17 protein-coding genes and 1 pseudogene are annotated in these 15,369 nt (G+C 40.6%); 7 read left to right on the plus strand and 11 right to left on the minus strand.

From position 1 onward, the window contains the following. The first annotated feature begins 255 nt into the window (after positions 1-255). Complete coding sequence (locus tag LXF01_RS16805; RefSeq protein ID WP_233945566.1) at positions 256-1,560, plus strand: type II toxin-antitoxin system HipA family toxin; 1,305 nt, start codon at positions 256-258, stop codon at positions 1,558-1,560. Beyond that, the gene (locus LXF01_RS16810) at positions 1,553-1,831 is read left to right on the plus strand and encodes a helix-turn-helix domain-containing protein (RefSeq protein WP_004871362.1); all 279 of its coding nucleotides are present in this window, start codon (positions 1,553-1,555) and stop codon (positions 1,829-1,831) included. Before LXF01_RS16805 ends, LXF01_RS16810 begins: the two co-directional genes overlap by 8 nt. A gap of 15 nt (positions 1,832-1,846) precedes the next feature. On the opposite strand, the gene LXF01_RS16815 is transcribed toward LXF01_RS16810, so the two are convergent. The 4 genes and pseudogenes from LXF01_RS16815 to LXF01_RS16830 all read right to left on the minus strand — a co-directional run bounded on the left by LXF01_RS16815 (position 1,847) and on the right by LXF01_RS16830 (position 4,314). Continuing rightward, on the minus strand, positions 1,847-3,058 hold the full coding sequence (locus LXF01_RS16815) for a tyrosine-type recombinase/integrase (protein ID WP_180102702.1): 1,212 nt from the start codon (positions 3,056-3,058) through the stop codon (positions 1,847-1,849). Positions 3,059-3,410: 352 nt separating this feature from the next. Continuing rightward, positions 3,411-3,530: pseudogene (locus tag LXF01_RS16820) on the minus strand (IS3 family transposase); the annotation flags it as partial. A gap of 174 nt (positions 3,531-3,704) precedes the next feature. After that, positions 3,705-4,019 (minus strand): helix-turn-helix domain-containing protein, encoded by a 315-nt coding sequence (locus LXF01_RS16825; RefSeq protein WP_233945567.1) that lies wholly within the window; start codon positions 4,017-4,019, stop codon positions 3,705-3,707. Beyond that, positions 4,000-4,314 carry a transcriptional regulator gene (locus LXF01_RS16830; protein ID WP_180024880.1) on the minus strand — a complete coding sequence of 105 codons (315 nt, stop codon included), beginning with the start codon at positions 4,312-4,314 and terminating at the stop codon, positions 4,000-4,002. Before LXF01_RS16830 ends, LXF01_RS16825 begins: the two co-directional genes overlap by 20 nt. 264 nt (positions 4,315-4,578) lie before the next feature. Between LXF01_RS16830 and ribA the strand changes: the two genes are divergently transcribed. Then, the gene (gene ribA / locus LXF01_RS16835) at positions 4,579-5,181 is read left to right on the plus strand and encodes a GTP cyclohydrolase II (RefSeq protein WP_233945568.1); all 603 of its coding nucleotides are present in this window, start codon (positions 4,579-4,581) and stop codon (positions 5,179-5,181) included. 125 nt (positions 5,182-5,306) lie between these two features. Here ribA and trpA read toward each other — a convergent pair whose 3' ends face one another. Together trpA and trpB are read right to left on the minus strand one after the other, a co-directional pair. Beyond that, positions 5,307-6,095, minus strand: a complete 789-nt coding sequence (trpA, locus tag LXF01_RS16840) for a tryptophan synthase subunit alpha (RefSeq protein WP_180106937.1) — start codon at positions 6,093-6,095, stop codon at positions 5,307-5,309. Continuing rightward, positions 6,092-7,303 carry a tryptophan synthase subunit beta gene (gene trpB / locus LXF01_RS16845; RefSeq protein ID WP_233945569.1) on the minus strand — a complete coding sequence of 404 codons (1,212 nt, stop codon included), beginning with the start codon at positions 7,301-7,303 and terminating at the stop codon, positions 6,092-6,094. The genes trpA and trpB overlap by 4 nt, the downstream gene beginning before the upstream one ends. A 102-nt stretch (positions 7,304-7,405) precedes the next feature. Here trpB and LXF01_RS16850 point away from each other — a divergent pair, with 102 nt between their 5' ends. The 4 genes from LXF01_RS16850 to LXF01_RS16865 all read left to right on the plus strand — a co-directional run bounded on the left by LXF01_RS16850 (position 7,406) and on the right by LXF01_RS16865 (position 10,158). After that, positions 7,406-8,287 (plus strand): LysR family transcriptional regulator, encoded by an 882-nt coding sequence (locus LXF01_RS16850; RefSeq protein ID WP_233945570.1) that lies wholly within the window; start codon positions 7,406-7,408, stop codon positions 8,285-8,287. 118 nt (positions 8,288-8,405) lie between these two features. Continuing rightward, positions 8,406-8,978: a nuclear transport factor 2 family protein gene (locus LXF01_RS16855; protein ID WP_171263815.1), complete on the plus strand. Its 573-nt coding sequence runs from the start codon at positions 8,406-8,408 to the stop codon at positions 8,976-8,978. Further along, the gene (locus LXF01_RS16860; protein ID WP_005177287.1) at positions 8,954-9,454 is read left to right on the plus strand and encodes a chalcone isomerase family protein; all 501 of its coding nucleotides are present in this window, start codon (positions 8,954-8,956) and stop codon (positions 9,452-9,454) included. The genes LXF01_RS16855 and LXF01_RS16860 overlap by 25 nt, the downstream gene beginning before the upstream one ends. Positions 9,455-9,465: 11 nt before the next feature. After that, complete coding sequence (locus LXF01_RS16865) at positions 9,466-10,158, plus strand: response regulator transcription factor (protein ID WP_233945571.1); 693 nt, start codon at positions 9,466-9,468, stop codon at positions 10,156-10,158. On the opposite strand, the gene LXF01_RS16870 is transcribed toward LXF01_RS16865, so the two are convergent. From LXF01_RS16870 to LXF01_RS16890, 5 genes are read right to left on the minus strand one after another with little or no spacing between them, the layout of a single operon-like run. Beyond that, positions 10,155-11,477 (minus strand): sensor histidine kinase, encoded by a 1,323-nt coding sequence (locus LXF01_RS16870; protein ID WP_442781376.1) that lies wholly within the window; start codon positions 11,475-11,477, stop codon positions 10,155-10,157. The two genes, LXF01_RS16865 and LXF01_RS16870, sit on opposite strands and share 4 nt — an antisense overlap. A 39-nt stretch (positions 11,478-11,516) precedes the next feature. Then, positions 11,517-12,566, minus strand: a complete 1,050-nt coding sequence (locus LXF01_RS16875) for an SAM-dependent methyltransferase (RefSeq protein ID WP_180110279.1) — start codon at positions 12,564-12,566, stop codon at positions 11,517-11,519. An 8-nt stretch (positions 12,567-12,574) separates the two neighbouring features. Continuing rightward, a complete protein-coding gene (locus LXF01_RS16880) occupies positions 12,575-13,354 on the minus strand; it encodes a DUF1295 domain-containing protein (protein ID WP_233945572.1) in 780 nt (259 codons plus the stop codon). Positions 13,355-13,379: 25 nt separating this feature from the next. Continuing rightward, complete coding sequence (locus tag LXF01_RS16885) at positions 13,380-14,576, minus strand: SAM-dependent methyltransferase (protein ID WP_233945573.1); 1,197 nt, start codon at positions 14,574-14,576, stop codon at positions 13,380-13,382. Beyond that, positions 14,573-15,367: a DUF1365 domain-containing protein gene (locus tag LXF01_RS16890; RefSeq protein ID WP_104851845.1), complete on the minus strand. Its 795-nt coding sequence runs from the start codon at positions 15,365-15,367 to the stop codon at positions 14,573-14,575. The genes LXF01_RS16885 and LXF01_RS16890 overlap by 4 nt, the downstream gene beginning before the upstream one ends. Between the last annotated feature and the right edge of the window lie 2 nt (positions 15,368-15,369).

Below are 15,369 nucleotides of genomic sequence, written 5' to 3' on the forward strand. Positions count from 1 at the left end.
TCTTTTTGAATGTAGAATCGCTTTTAGATCAGATGGATTAAGTTATTCCATTTATTTTCTCCTTTTGAATATTTAATCAAAAAAATTGCATAAAGAAGTTAGTAATTTAGCAATACGACAAGTTATGACGTTTAAAATGATTGCTTATAGTGCAAATTAAATGATTCTAAATCAGAGTAGGAAATTCAATATATATCTACTATAATAAATAACTATAGCCGAAAATAGATACTAATTTTTTATTTTAATACATATATGAATCAATATTGCACACTTCAAATTTTTCAAAATAACGAATGGCAAGATTGCGCTATCGTTGAATTAATTGCTAATCAAGAGCAGGGCTGGAGAGCATCTACACGAACATCATACTTATTTGAATATGCTATTGAACATATGGATTTGAGAGATGGTCATGCTCTATCATTCCAATTTCCAGTCAATGTACAAAACAACTTAGAAAACCAATGGCCAGCATTTCTCATGGACTTGCTACCTCAAGGTTATGGGCGAAAGGAGCTTTTAAATCAGCTGGGTTTTTCAATTAATGCAGAAGAACAAGCTGATTGGCCCCTACTGAAATCTGGGGCAGGTAATCCTATTGGTAATCTACGAATTAAAGAAGCTTATGACTGGCTTCAAGATCATTTTCCGACAGTGAAACCTCGTGGATTTAGCCTAAGCGAAATAATTGAAAGGAAAGAAGATTTCATTGAGTCACTTGCATCATATGGCTTATTTGTTGCTGGTTCTTCAGGTGTTCAAGGTGAATGGCCTAAACTATTACTAACACAAGGATATGATAGTCTGTTTTATTTAGATCACAGTCTTCCAGATGAACTAGCAGCAAAGCATTGGCTAGTTAAATTTAGTCGTGGAAATGATCAAAAACTGGAAAAAATACTGTTACATGAAGCAATTTACATGAAAATAGCTCGGTATTTAGGTCTAAGAGTGTTCAAGGACTTGGAACTTCACCAGAGAACGCTATTTATTCCACGTTTTGATCGCCAAATTATCAATGGTAAAGTCGAAAGAGTTGCACAAGAAAGCCTAGCCTCTTTAAGTGATAAAGCTGGCTTCGGCGTTAAAATGACACATAATCAAATCTGTACATTGATCATGGAATGTTGCTCATCACCAAAAGCTGAAATTTTTGAATATTTGAAACGAGATATCGCTAATGTTGCATTAGGAAATAAAGATAATCATACCCGTAATACCGCAATTCAACGTTTAAATGACGGCACAATTCAATTAACCCCCCTCTTCGATTTTGCACCAATGTGGCTTCATCCTGACGGAATTGCACGTACTACACGTTGGGAAAAAGATGACCATGGAGGAATGCCTATATGGGGATCTGTCATAACGCAAATAGAAGAATGTACAGGAATAGATTCAACTGAAATTAAACATACAATAATTCAACAATTGCCACTGTATGAAAATTTGCTCGATGAAATGAAAAAAATAAATATAGATGATGAGATTCTACAAAATAGTCATCATCGTATATTGAATATATGCCAACAGATTCAGGAGCTTTCTAATGGATAAACGTTATAAGCCTATGACGGCAATCGAGCAAATGAATAAACGCTTACAAGTCTTAGAAAATATAAATAACAATCCTGAGTGGCAAATTTACCAGATTGCATCATACATTAGAAAAGAACTACATTTAACATTAAATGAAATGAGTAAAATTACTAAAATTGCACCACAGACTTTACAGAAAATGGAGCAACCTGATAGTAATCCAACATTAGATTCTATAAATAAGTTGTTAAATGCATTTGGTTTAAAATTTATTATTAAATCAAAATAGTTTAATTTAAATTACCTATAAACTAGATTTTGATTTATTTTCTAAATAGTCACCCCACCACTGCATCATATCAGCTCTTTGTTGAATATAATCTGCATGGTTATAACTAGCACGTGTTTTATTCTTATCTACATGTGAAAGCTGAGCCTCAATCCAACTATCTTGAAATAAGCCAGAATCATTTAAAATAGTACTGAATGTTGATCTTAAACCGTGTGAGGATAGCTCATTTTTTTTGTATCCCATCTTACGAATGGCTGAATTTATTGTGTTAAAATGCAATGGCTTATCTTTAATTTTTGGGCTGGCAAAAACATAACGATCGCCTTGTGACCACTCTAGTGCAGATCTAACAATGCTCACCGCTTGCGATGATAATGGAACTAAAAAATCAGGAATATCATAACCTGCTATCACTTTTCGACGATATTGCTTGATATGTAAAGCAGGTATTTTCCAAAGATTATTATCAAAATCAAAATGATGAGGTTCTGCAGACAATAACTCTGCCCCCCTGACTCCAGTATATAATTTAAATAGGATTGCTTTTTTTATAATCGGATCTGTATTTAGTTGAGTTATTCTAAGAATAAAATTAGAAATTTCTTCATCTTTTAAATAGGGATAATTTTTCTTTAATTTCCCTTTCAATAATATTTTATTTAGACCATAAGCTTGATTATAATCACAGTATCCCATTGCAACTGCAAAATCATAGATTTGATTTAAATAGCTATACGCTTTTTTTACAGGTTCCTTAACTCCCCTATTTTCAATCTGCTTAATTACCTTAACTAAATCAGTTCTTTTAATTTTACTAAAATCTATATCACCAATAACGGGATAAATGTCATTTATTAAACATGCATTCGCCAATTGGATTACACCACCACGTGGTTGATCTTTAAATGAATTATTTGTTTTAAACTCTAACCATTCTTCACAAACAACTTTAAAAGTTTGAATTTTCTCCTGAACTAAATTTTGTGTAGAAAATTTAGTTGCCTTATAGGAGTCTCTGGCCACTCTAGCCTCTTTGAGATTCATCTCAGGATATGTACCTAGAGTGACTCGTGGTCTTTTACCCGTTTCTGCAACTGAATATCGATAACTCCAAGACTTTTTTCCATTAGGATCGACTTTTAAGCTTAAACCATCATCATCAGCTAAAAAGTAAATTTTTTCTTTTGGATATGACTTTCGTACTTGTGTTTCCGTAAGACTCATAAATTTTTATAAACCAGCATAATGATCCCCATTATCTTAATTATATCAAAAATAAGCATTATTATATGATGCGTATATTACGCATCACATAAATATTTATATATATGTTTTTTATAAATATTTTTTTGATATTCTACATTGTAGTAACCAAAAAAGTAACCACTGTTAAAATCTGTATTAAGCAACAAAAATCAGTGATAGTTAAACACTATTCTGCAATGGGTTTGTTTTACAGACTTAGTAACCGAACCTTAATTATTTGAGGTAATATTTCGGTTCTGTCGCATTAAGTCGATCTTCAGCTACTATTGAATTTTGTAGGAGCTGAATATGTCACTAATCCAAGCTGATCCTAGACAGTATCGTGGACAACAAATCCCTCTAAATTCTTGAAATATTTCTGTTCAAAGGCTTCTGGGCTTAACCAGCCGTTTGCAGAATGTCTTCTGCTTCGATTGTAATAAATCTCAATAGTGCATAATCAATCGCTTGCTGTTTAAATTCAGGACTTGAGCAGCATTGCTGCGTAAGATAGCCATTTCTTGGATCTCCAAAGTTAACGTTACGTTATCTTTAGAGGGAAGTACTGTCCATTATTTTGGCTAGAATCAATAGGCCAATAGCCCTCAATCAAGAGCTATATAAATCAAGCCAGGCTTTCTTTTACAAATTGTGGATCAACAATAAATAATCGAATAAGCGATGTTGCTGCTCCTGAAGGTCTTCTAGTACCTTGTTCCCAAGATTCGAGTGTACGTCTCGAAACACCCAGAAGTTTGGCAAATTGCTCTTGTGTCAGTTGAGCCTTTCTACGAGCTAATGCTACATCGGTCTCAGTAATTATAGTTCTTTTAGCTGCATTATTAGCAAACATATCATCTATACCTTGCAAGATTTCAGCTTCAATATCTCTGGTTGCTTCAAAAGCTTCGAGTTCTTTTTCAGTCATTAAACGAGTCATTTAATTTCTCCACCAATGCTTGAAGAGTTTTTTTACTAAGCTGTACCGTTTGCTTTTTACTATACAGGGTTAATAACCAAATCTCTCCATTTGTTAAACGATTAAAGTAAATGACTCTGACACCACTACTTTTACCTCTCCCACCGCTCGTCCATCTAATTTTACGAATGCCACCTGAATTAGGCTCTACATCTCCTGCTTCAGGATTTAATGCCAAGAATGTTTTGAATTCTTCCTGAGTCCAATAAACAAGACAGTATTTAGTAAATAATGGGGTTTCACATATTGTATACATTACTTGTATTTATACTACCTTGTAGTAATTTATTCTATACGACTATGTAGTATTTTTAAGTATTAATTTTGAGTTTTTTGTTTTTAGTTCTTACATAATTCCAAAGCTAAAATTAGATGTAACTTATTGCTTTTTTTATTGAAATTTACTTCAGACACTAAAAAATCTTGTGTTTTCACATAAATTTCACTATCTGAGAACTATTTTAGGTGGAAAGTAATAGTTGAAAGTTTCTAAATTCTTAAAATACAGGGGTATAATTAAATGGCTATAGAATTTGTTTCCAAATCAAAGTTACCTACTGCATTTGGCGATTTTGAAATTATAGCATTTCAAGACCAAAGTACTGGTGAAGAACATATTGCTCTTGCCAAAGGCATGGGTACTATTTCTAATCAACCTGTACTCGTTAGAATTCATTCAGAGTGCTTAACAGGTGACGCTTTTGGATCACTCAAATGTGATTGTGGTCCCCAATTACATTCAACCATGAAAATGATTTATGATGCAGGTCAAGGTGTGATCTTATACTTGCGCCAAGAAGGTCGCGGCATAGGACTAACCAATAAAATTCGAGCTTACGCCCTTCAAGACCAAGGACATGATACTCTTGACGCCAATTTATTATTAAATTTACCAGCAGATGCTCGTAAATATGATATGTGTACCATTATGTTAGATTATTTAAAAATAAAGAATGTAAAACTCATTACAAATAATCCCCTTAAAATTAAATCTTTAACTGATTTAGGAATTAATGTTGTTGAACGTATTCCTTTAAAAGTTGGTTTAAATATCTTTAACAAAGCTTATCTTGAAACAAAGCAAAAACGCATGTCACATCTATATGATAATAGTGATTTTTAAAAAGCGATCACTTTTAGAAAAATATCCACGTATAAAGTTCCATCTCCCTTTCGGGAGAAGGACAAGATAAAATATTGTTTTATATTCAATTATGGTTTTAAAGAAGATTTATGAAAGCTGCCTGACTATTCTTTATTTTGTCTCAGTATCTGTGCAAAAACCGTCACTTTTTCTAAAGTAGCATTCATTCCCTTATTAAAAAAAGTATCGACAAGCGCTGAGCCAATGATAATAAGATCTACTTTATTGGCTAGTGCTTTAACATGGCTTTCATTTTTGATCCCAAAGCCAATTGCAACTGGAATATTAAAAATTGGCTTAATTTCAGTTATCTTTTTCTCAAGATTAGATATATTGAAGTCTCCTCCTGTTAAGCCATTTTCTGCAACATGATATAAAAAACCTGTCGCGCGCGCTGAAATTTGCTCTAACCTTTCAACTGGGGTCGTCGGCGCGGTCATTGCAATTAAATGCATATTTTTTTCATTTAATTGCACCTCAAATTTTTCTCGATATCCATATGGAGCATCTAAAATCAATATTCCATCTATAAGATTTTCTGTTTCAGCGATAAGTGTCTCAAAACCATATTGCATAATCGGATTTAAATAAGTCATGAAAATTATTGGTGTCTGGTCATCATGCAGCCTGATTACTTTTACCAACTCAATGGTCTGTTTTACCGTTTGACCTGCATCTAAAGCCCGAAGATGCGCTGCCTGAATGATCTCTCCATCTGCCACTGGATCAGAAAATGGAATACCCACTTCAATAATGTCAGCCCCTGCTTGACCCAATTGGCTTAACAGACGACAACTTTCTGTAAAATTAGGATCTCCAGCAGTAAAATAACAGACCAGACCGCTTCGATTTTCCAGTTTCAATTGCTCTAATTTTTGATCTAGACGGTTCATGCTGTAGCTCCTGCAAGATATTTTTTGACCGTGTTTAAGTCTTTGTCTCCTCTGCCACTTAAATTGACAATAATGATCTGTTCTGGCTGCATTTCTTGAGCAAGTTGAATCGCATATGCAATCGCATGAGAACTCTCAAGAGCAGGAATAATACCCTCCTGTTGACTTAAAAGCTTAAAGGCATTTACCGCTTCTTGATCGGTGATCGCCGTATATGTAACACGTCTTGTTTCAAACAGAAGACCATGCTCAGGACCGACACCAGGATAATCTAAGCCAGCTGATATAGAGTGCCCCTCTAAAATCTGCCCATCTGAATCTTGTAATAAATAAGTTAAATTGCCATGCAGCACACCGACTTGACCCTTGCAAATAGAGGCGGCATGTTCACCGCTATTTGTTCCTTTTCCACCCGCTTCAACGCCAAACATTTTGACATTCAGGTCTTCTAGAAAAGGATGCATCAACCCTAATGCATTTGATCCTCCACCAACGCAAGCAACTAGAGCATCAGGAAGTTTATTTTCTTTCAGGAGTATTTGGTTTCTGGCTTCTAAACCAATAATTTTCTGAAATTCTCTGACCATGGTGGGATATGGATGAGGGCCTGCACCCGTACCCAATAGGTAATAGGTTGTATCCACATGACGAATCCAGTCACGTAATGCTTCATTCATGGCATCTTTTAAAGTCCCACGCCCTTTTTGAACACTTCTGACTTCAGCACCGAGTAATTTCATACGTTCAACATTCATTTGTTGCCGTTGAATATCTGTTTCTCCCATAAAAATGGTACATTTCATCTTAAACAGCGCGCAAACCGTTGCTGTTGCAACACCATGTTGCCCAGCACCCGTTTCTGCAATGATTCTGGTTTTGCCCATAAATTTGGCTAATAAGATTTGCCCTACACAATTATTGATCTTATGCGCACCCGTATGGTTCAAATCTTCTCGCTTGAAATATATTCGAGCGCCGCCTGCATAAGCTGTTAGGTTTTTTGCATAAAAAAGAGGACTAGGACGACCAACAAAGTCCGTTAAAATCTGATGATATTCAGCCCAAAATTCAGGTTTGTGCCGAACAGTATTAAAGGCTTGTTCTAATTCTTGAAGTGCTGGCATTAAGATCTCTGGTATGTAACATCCGCCAAATTGACCAAAAAATCCCAAGTCATCAGGACCATTACCTGTATAAGGGGTTGTCATCTCATATCTCTTTTACTATCAAAACTTGTTTGATCTTAAAATATTTTCATTTTTATGATAATTGATATATTTTGAGCTTATGGTGTTAGAGAATTTTACAACATGAAACGCAGAACATTACCTCCCCTTAATGCTTTAAAAGCATTCGAGGCTGTCGCTAGAAATAAAAGTTTCAGTTTAGCTGCGGAAGAATTGTGTGTAACCCATAGTGCGATTAGCCATCAAATAAAGCAGTTAGAAGAATGGTTGGATAAAAAATTGTTTATTCGACATTCCTCGACCATCTCTCTGACGGCGGATGCCGAAGAATTATCGCTAGTTTGTACGCAGCTTTTTAATCGTTTAGAACAATGCGTCTTTGAGTTAACAAATAAAACTTCAGAAGTAGAGGTTGTAATAGGCGCTTCTCATAGTTTTATGGCAAATTGGCTGATTCCTCGATTAGAAAAGCTCGAAGTCATTTATCCCAATATCCATATCAAATTAATGACATGTAATGACTTAAAATTGTTAGAAAAAGAGAAAGTTGATATATTTATCAATAGCGTCAGTGAGCATCATCTACTTCCCAACTTTTTGAATAAATATCTGTTATTTCCCGATAACATGGGTCCTATTTGTAATCGTGAAATAAATCTTCTTCATTCCGTAAATGATCTTTTAAACTATCCATTACTTCATACCCACTCAAATAAAAGTGCATGGCATACATGGTTTGATCAGTTTCAAATAAGCTTTTCCCCAAAATCCAATGACCGTTATTTTGATAGTCTGAATTTAATGATAGAGGGTGCCGTGTCTGGGTTAGGAATTGCCATAGCACCTCAAATTCTAGTAGAAAAAGAAATGTTAAATGGAAAGATCATTGCCCCTTTTGGTTTTATCTATTGTGACTATAATTTTTATGCAATGGTCAGAAAAAATAACGAAAATCGTGATGTTATGAATATCATTGATTGGTTAATGGCCGAAGAAAAAAGTTAAACATTTAATCTTTGATTTGAAAAATTCTATTCAATTGCTCATCTATAACGTCTATTTCACATTCTGTTCACGCTTTGCTGCCTAAGGTATAAACATACACTTCATACGGACACTGATGATGAGACTTGTAAAAACACTAATTGCTACAGCCTTATCCTTGCCGCTTCTGTTGTTAGCCGGATGTAAAAGTATTCCCAGTTATTCAGCCGATTACGCCCAATCCAGAAACGGTATTCAGGGGATAGCGCTGGATCAGGCTAAAGCTCAGGATATCGGCCTCCGCTTTACCTCAGCTTTTAATACCTTGGGCACACCAGAATTTGTGGAAAGAGCCGGATCGCTGTATGCCGACCAGCTGTTTATTAACGATACCCTATCGCAATTTTCATCCCGTCAAAATCTACTCGAGCACTTTCAAGGCATGAACAAACGGGTCAGCAAGGTCAGCGTCAAGCTGTTAAACGCTTCTTATTATCAGGACTCTGCCTACGTGCACTGGCATATGATCTATGATTTTAAAATGTTCGGCACGACCCGCAGTATGGACTCTTACGGTATCAGTGAAATCAAGATTAACGAAAACAACAAGATTATTTTCCAGCAGGATTTCTGGGACCCTGCGAATGGCCTGTACCGTTCCCTGCCTTATGTTGGAGGAGTCTACTCATGGCTACTGCCTTTCAAAAAATAGCGATTAGTACAGCGTTAGTGATGGGATGTAGCTTCTGTCCATGGGCACAGGCACAAAGCCTGAATCAATGCGGCAATGGTCCGCTGATGGTGGGTCAAAAACAGGTCGGTATGGCCAGTTATTTTGCACAAAACTGTAGCCAGTCCTGGGAAAAACAAAATATACAGATGGACTTTTCCTATACCCAGAATATTCCGGAATGGGCATTTAAACGTGCGGCCACACATTTACTGAAACGTAATGTTAAAGACGCAAAAATACATGCTCTATTCAACCCAATCACTGATTTGTATCGTCCGGTCAGATCAGGCGACCTGTACCGTTTAAAATACAATCATGCTACACAGACCCTGAGCTTATCTTTGAACCAGCAAAGTTTAGGGCAGCTTAAACATCCTCTGGCACAACAATATTTTAATATATGGCTGGGTCCCCAGCCATTTAGTGCTAAATTAAAACAGCAATTATTAAATTAGTATCTGCCGCTATGTCGAAACATTTTATCCTGATGGTTGAAGACCATTATGAACTGGCCTCTACCCTATGCGAGTTTCTGGAAGAACATGGCTTTGTGGTCGATCATGCCCGCCATCTGAGTGCTGCTAGACAATTACTGAAACAGCAACGCTACCATATCTTGCTACTAGACATTAATTTGCCTGATGGTTCTGGTTATGAATTGTGCGAGTGGTTACGCAATGAAGAGGGGTTGGACTTACCTGTCTTGATGCTTACCGCTCGGGATACCTTGGATGATAAACTCAAAGGCTTCAATTCCGGCACGGATGATTATCTGGTCAAGCCCTTTGACTTTAACGAGCTGGTGGTTCGGGTCAAGGCCCTGATCAAACGCTCCCTGGGTGAAGTATCCAACAGTCGTCTGCAAATTCATGACCTAATTTTGGACCCCGCAACACAGCAGCTAACTCGAGCTGGCCAGAACATTGAATTGCCTCCAATTCAGTTTAAACTTTTGAAGCTACTGATGCGTCACTCTCCTAAAGTACTGACCAAACAGGAAATTATGATGGAGCTTTGGGGTGACGAAGAGCCAGAAAGTGATGCTCTGCGCAGTCATATCTATAATTTACGCAAAATGGTCGATAAACCCTTTGAACAAAAGCTGATTCACACCATATCCGGGATTGGTTTAAAGATTGCTTTCGAAGATGAAGCCTAATTTAGGTACACAACGACAATCAGTCCAGTGGTCATTGCCAGGTCAACATTCTGATGGGTGACAATATAATATTGCCTGTCAAACAGCTCCACACGCCAACCTAGCTGTTTGCATAGCTTTTGCACCAATTGCAATCCAATGCCATGCCCTTTGATTTCCAGTTGTAGCTGCTGGCCAGACAGTTCCTGAACCTTAGAATTGTTAGGTAAAGGCATGCCGACCCCATTGTCAGCAATCAGCACTTTATTTTTTTCCAGAATCACATCAATTTCTGTGCCCTGTGAATAGTTCAGTGCATTGCGCAGAATATTACCAAACACCATTTTGGTCATGGATGGATAAAGTTTACGCGGCTGTTCATCGAGGTCTTTTTGCAGGTCAATCTGCATGCCTTTGTTATGACTGACACTCTCTAGATCCTGCACCAGATTGTCCAGACATTCTGAAAGCATGGTCGGTTCAGCAGTTAAAGTATTGGTGGTATTGCGGGCAATAGCCAGCAAGGTATCGACCAGCAGCTGCATGTCTTCAATGGTGTTATGCAGGCGGGTAAAGGACTTGTTGTCGCCATAGCGTGCCTGACACAGCTGCACATTGCCTTTTAAAATGGTCAGTGGCGTGCGCAGCTCATGGCTGACATCTCCGGTAAATTCACGCTCACGCTGAATAAATTCGCTTAATACCTGATGATATTTTTCCAGCGCCTGCTTGAGGTATTCAGCTTCCAGATTGGAGTCGGTGCGGATGTCCTGAAAAGGCGAAGCCTGATTTTTCTGATGTTCCCAGTCGATATGTTCCAGCGCATTGGCCAACCGGGTAATCGGGGAAAAATAACGTCGGGCCCGACGGTTCCACCACCACAATACGCTATACAGTACGAATAGGCTGACCATCAGCGGTGCCAGACCAAACAGCCAGACCAGCTTGTTGACGTTGCTTTCGCCAAACACCAGCAGCACATGCTGTCCGTCTTTTTCACCATACACGGTCATCCGCTCCTTGCCATCGACAAAATGCCGGTTCACCCCTTGCTCAAGCTGCATGTGGCGAAATTGGACTGGCGGCAGATCGCTCCAGCGGTAACCATACAGGTTTTTGGTGTCGGGCAGTTCAGCAGCCGGATTACGTTCCAGCCGCTGCCAGTAGTGTGACATTTCCTGTTCTAGCGCAGTTCTGAGCAGGGAGCCCTTGATTACCCAGGCACTACAGCCAATCCCAATCACCACAGACAGGGCAATGAATCCGATTTGCAGCCAGTAGTAGCGGTTAAACACCTCACCCAGAGGATGATCGTGTTTGTCCCTGAACAGCTTTAACATTGGTGCATTCCCCGCTACCCCATCCGATTCGCCATTCAATTATACGGTTTTCTTTTTAAACAGAAAGTGACCGATCACCCACTCGCGTCCATGCTCATAACCGAACAGTTCGGCACAGGCCATAAAGAAAATCCGCCAGCGTTGCCACCAGATGGCGGCATCTACACCATAGGTCTGTTCAAATAAGGGGCGCAGCTCGTCCTGTTTCCGGTCCATGTTCTCGAGCCAGGCATTTGCGGTGCGTTCATACTGCGTGCCGGCCCATTGCCAGTGCTGCTCTAATTGCAAATGCTGCTGGAAATGTAGAAAGGTCGAAGCTGCCGGCATCAGTCCGCCACTAAAGAAATATTTCGACATCCAGTCGAATTCATTTTTCACTTCAAACGGATAATGCAGGAAACGGTGACAGAAAATATGGCACCAGAGCAGACCATCCGCTTTCAGCCAGCTGCTGATATTTTCAAACAGTTTCTGGTAATTACGTACGTGTTCAAACATTTCCACCGAAACTACGCGGTCAAAGGACGCGGGTTCCAGTTGCAGTACATTGACGTCGCAGGTGATCACCGTCAGGTTCTGCAGTTTTTTCAGACGCGCCTGTTCCTGAATATACTGGCGCTGGGTCGAGGAATTCGACACCACCGTAATGCGGGCCTTGGGATAATGCTCGGCCATATACAGACTCAACGATCCCCAGCCACAGCCAATTTCCAGAATATCCTGTCCATCTTTTAACTGTGCACGCTGGCAATAGCTGGCCAGTGCGGCTTCTTCCGCCTGATCCAGGGTGGTATGAGTATGTTCAAACAGGCTAGCGCTGTATTTCAGACGCTTGCCCAGCACCGCCTGGAAAAATGCGGTGGGCAGTTCATAGTGCTGTTCATTGGCCTTTTCGGTCTCGATGGCAATCTCGCTGTTTTTCAGCATATGCAGCACATCCATATAGCGCCGAGCTGCCAGTGCCGGGTCAAAGCGTCCTTCCTGTGCCAGACGTTTTTTGCTTAGGCTGCGAATGCCGGCGCGAATGACTGAATCGGGCAGCTTGCCGCTTTCGACCAGTTTTAAAGATTGTTGAATCATAAAGTCCATGTATTTACCTACTGTTTGGGTGGCCACGGAATAAACATTGAAGTTCGTCGTTGATAGTCTTTATAGTTGTCGCCGCGATGTGCCAGCGCCTGTTGTTCACTAAAGGGAATCCCGGTGATGTAGTACAGAAACAGCCACATCAGCAGTGGATAAATCCATAATTCATAGCATCCTGCTGCCAGACCGAGCACTGGATAAGCAAACCAATGCAGCCATTCAAAAAAATAATTCGGATGGCGCGAATATTTCCACAAACCCTGATCCATGGTTTTACCTTGATTCTGTGGATCTAGCTTAAAACGGTAAAGTTGCTGATCGGCAGTGCTTTCGCCTATCAAAGCGGATAGCATGATCATGCCCGCTACAATCACAGTGACCAAAGTCCAGTCATTCCATTGCTCGGTCGAGATACTTAACAGCTTCAGCATTGGGTAAGAAAACAGTAGAGCCAATCCTGCCTGAAATATAAAAAACACCAGAAAACCAAGATGCTGATACTCCCCCATCGCTCGGCGCATGTTGGCATAACGCGTGTCTTCTTGGGTTTCACTGGCATAGCGCCGTAACAGATGCCAAGTCAGCCGTGAAAACCAGATCCCACTCGCCAGTCCCAGAAATAAGCGAACCAACATCGGTGCACTGTCAATCGCCCAAGCGGCAATAATCACATTGAGGGCAATACTGAAACTCCAAGCGACATCGACCAGCCCTGCTCTACGGTTATAGGTCACCAACACCCAGCTACAGAGCATGATAAAGACATTCAGCATCAGTAAGTTCAGCAGCATTTCGGCCCTCCTGTTTTATCTTGGCTTAGTAGGCACTGGCTTCGAACAGCAGATGTACATCACTGATCACGCCTTCGCGGAAGCCACCTTCGCAATAACACAGATAAAAATCCCACATGCGGATAAAACGCTCATCAAAGCCGAGTTGCAGGACCTGATCATGCTGCTGCAAGAAACGCTGACGCCAGTGGTGCAAGGTCTGGGCATAGCTCTGGCCGATATCTTCCAGATGTTTGAGACGCAGTTTTTGTTCGGAAGCGGTCTGGGTCATGACACTGATACAGGGAATAAAACTGCCTGGGAAAATATAGCGCTTGATATAGTCCACGGTATTCAGGGCTTTGGCATAGCGTGCATCTTCTATGGTGATGGCCTGAATCAGGGCCAGACCATTCGGTTTCAGCAGCTCACGGCATTTCTGGAAATAGGTGGATAAATACTGCTCACCTACGGCTTCGATCATTTCAATCGACACCAGCTTGTCGTATTTGCCTTCCAGTAAGCGGTAATCTTTCAGCTGCACAGTCACACGATGTGACAGTCCGGCTGCAGCAACTCGGGCGAGTGCTTCATCGTACTGAGCTTTGGAAATGGTAATGGTAGTCACCCTACAGCCATAATGCTGAGCCGCATAAATGGCAAAGCCTCCCCAGCCGCTGCCAATTTCGACCAAATGATCCATCGGTTTGAGTTGCAGTTTCTGGCAAATCAGCTCTTTTTTATAATCCGAAGCCTGTTCCAGGCTCATGCCCGGCTCTTTAAACACCGCACTGGAATACATCATGCTGTAATCCAGGAACAGCTTGAAAAAGTCATTACTCAGGTCATAATGCTCGGCAATATTTTTGCGGCTGCCATCAATCGAATTCTTACGCGATTTATACCAGACCTTTAACAGTAACTGGCTGGCTTTGGCCACTGCATTCTGATTCATCTGGTCCAGCACATCGCGGTTACGTGCCAAAATGCGGATCACATCGACCAGATCTTCACTGCTCCAGTAGCCACGGATAAAACCTTCGGCAGCACCCAGTACACCATTACGGAACAGCAGATCCATCAGACGGACATCATGCACCTGTATCACCGCCTGTAAATCGCTATTTTCCCCGACAGCCCCGTTCCAGACGCCTTTAAAAATCAGCTGACCATGGCGTAATTTCAGCAGGTGGCGCAGTACCACCGGCAGTGTGCTTTGCTCTCCCATGAATAGTGTCTTCATCGCAATGTGTTTCCTTTTTCTTTTTTAGGATGTCGGTAAAACGGAATTTTCTTTTTCCATAAACGAAAGGCGTGCAGATAAATTCCGCTGACCATCCTGAAGGGTTCAAGAACTTTCAGTACAGCATAGCGATGCTGCTGTGAAGGAACCGTGATGGCCTGCAAGGAAAATTTCAGGGTGGCATCGAATTGCAAGATTCCCTGCTCAAACAGCTGCATATAAATCACGTTCTGCCGATCCGAAAAGCTGAAGCGCCAGCGATAATCCAACCCCATTGGCATGAACGGCGACACATGAAAGGCCTTTTTAAAGTCAAACTGGTGACTCTGGTACGGCGCATGTTCGTCTGCATTGTTTCGGCAGTCGTGAATGTAGACCTGTCGTTCATTCCACGGTGTGTTGGTGATTTCACTCAGCACAAAGAGCAACTGGTCGGTCGCACTAAAGACCATATAAAATACTACGGAATTGAAACGAAAGCCGAGTGTGCGCGGTAAAGCCAGCACCCGGATGGAAGCGGCATGCGGTAACAGATAGTTTTCCCGCTTGATCAGCAGGCGTGCAATCTTCTGCCGAATCGAGCCACATTCCATAGTCAGAAAATCGAGCTCATCTAGGGTCAGGAAATTCCAGCGGTTAGATGACCACAGCCAGGATTTTCGGGTAAACGTCGCGAGTTGATCTGGATCAAACCACAGATAGCTCAGCTGGGTTTTAAAAGCATGGGCTTGGGGCAAATAACGACGATGCCGGATTTCAGCAGTGGCTATCGCCAGTGGATACATCTGCATCA

It is taken from the genome of Acinetobacter sp. SH20PTE14 (assembly GCF_021391555.1).
In the GTDB taxonomy this organism is placed as follows: domain Bacteria; phylum Pseudomonadota; class Gammaproteobacteria; order Pseudomonadales; family Moraxellaceae; genus Acinetobacter; species Acinetobacter amyesii.

What these genes read in the sequence shown, in the direction of transcription:
- LXF01_RS16830 (WP_180024880.1), bottom strand. Translation starts at nt 4,314, where the DNA reads ATGTATACAATATGTGAAACCCCATTATTTACTAAATACTGTCTTGTT.
- LXF01_RS16815 (WP_180102702.1), bottom strand. Translation starts at nt 3,058, where the DNA reads ATGAGTCTTACGGAAACACAAGTACGAAAGTCATATCCAAAAGAAAAA.
- LXF01_RS16805 (WP_233945566.1), top strand. Translation starts at nt 256, where the DNA reads ATGAATCAATATTGCACACTTCAAATTTTTCAAAATAACGAATGGCAA.
- LXF01_RS16825 (WP_233945567.1), bottom strand. Translation starts at nt 4,019, where the DNA reads ATGACTCGTTTAATGACTGAAAAAGAACTCGAAGCTTTTGAAGCAACC.
- trpB (WP_233945569.1), bottom strand. Translation starts at nt 7,303, where the DNA reads ATGACAACCCCTTATACAGGTAATGGTCCTGATGACTTGGGATTTTTT.
- LXF01_RS16810 (WP_004871362.1), top strand. Translation starts at nt 1,553, where the DNA reads ATGGATAAACGTTATAAGCCTATGACGGCAATCGAGCAAATGAATAAA.
- LXF01_RS16890 (WP_104851845.1), bottom strand. Translation starts at nt 15,367, where the DNA reads ATGCAGATGTATCCACTGGCGATAGCCACTGCTGAAATCCGGCATCGT.
- LXF01_RS16870 (WP_442781376.1), bottom strand. Translation starts at nt 11,477, where the DNA reads ATGTTAAAGCTGTTCAGGGACAAACACGATCATCCTCTGGGTGAGGTG.
- LXF01_RS16885 (WP_233945573.1), bottom strand. Translation starts at nt 14,576, where the DNA reads ATGAAGACACTATTCATGGGAGAGCAAAGCACACTGCCGGTGGTACTG.
- LXF01_RS16855 (WP_171263815.1), top strand. Translation starts at nt 8,406, where the DNA reads ATGAGACTTGTAAAAACACTAATTGCTACAGCCTTATCCTTGCCGCTT.
- LXF01_RS16850 (WP_233945570.1), top strand. Translation starts at nt 7,406, where the DNA reads ATGAAACGCAGAACATTACCTCCCCTTAATGCTTTAAAAGCATTCGAG.
- LXF01_RS16875 (WP_180110279.1), bottom strand. Translation starts at nt 12,566, where the DNA reads ATGGACTTTATGATTCAACAATCTTTAAAACTGGTCGAAAGCGGCAAG.
- ribA (WP_233945568.1), top strand. Translation starts at nt 4,579, where the DNA reads ATGGCTATAGAATTTGTTTCCAAATCAAAGTTACCTACTGCATTTGGC.
- LXF01_RS16865 (WP_233945571.1), top strand. Translation starts at nt 9,466, where the DNA reads ATGTCGAAACATTTTATCCTGATGGTTGAAGACCATTATGAACTGGCC.
- trpA (WP_180106937.1), bottom strand. Translation starts at nt 6,095, where the DNA reads ATGAACCGTCTAGATCAAAAATTAGAGCAATTGAAACTGGAAAATCGA.
- LXF01_RS16880 (WP_233945572.1), bottom strand. Translation starts at nt 13,354, where the DNA reads ATGCTGCTGAACTTACTGATGCTGAATGTCTTTATCATGCTCTGTAGC.
- LXF01_RS16860 (WP_005177287.1), top strand. Translation starts at nt 8,954, where the DNA reads ATGGCTACTGCCTTTCAAAAAATAGCGATTAGTACAGCGTTAGTGATG.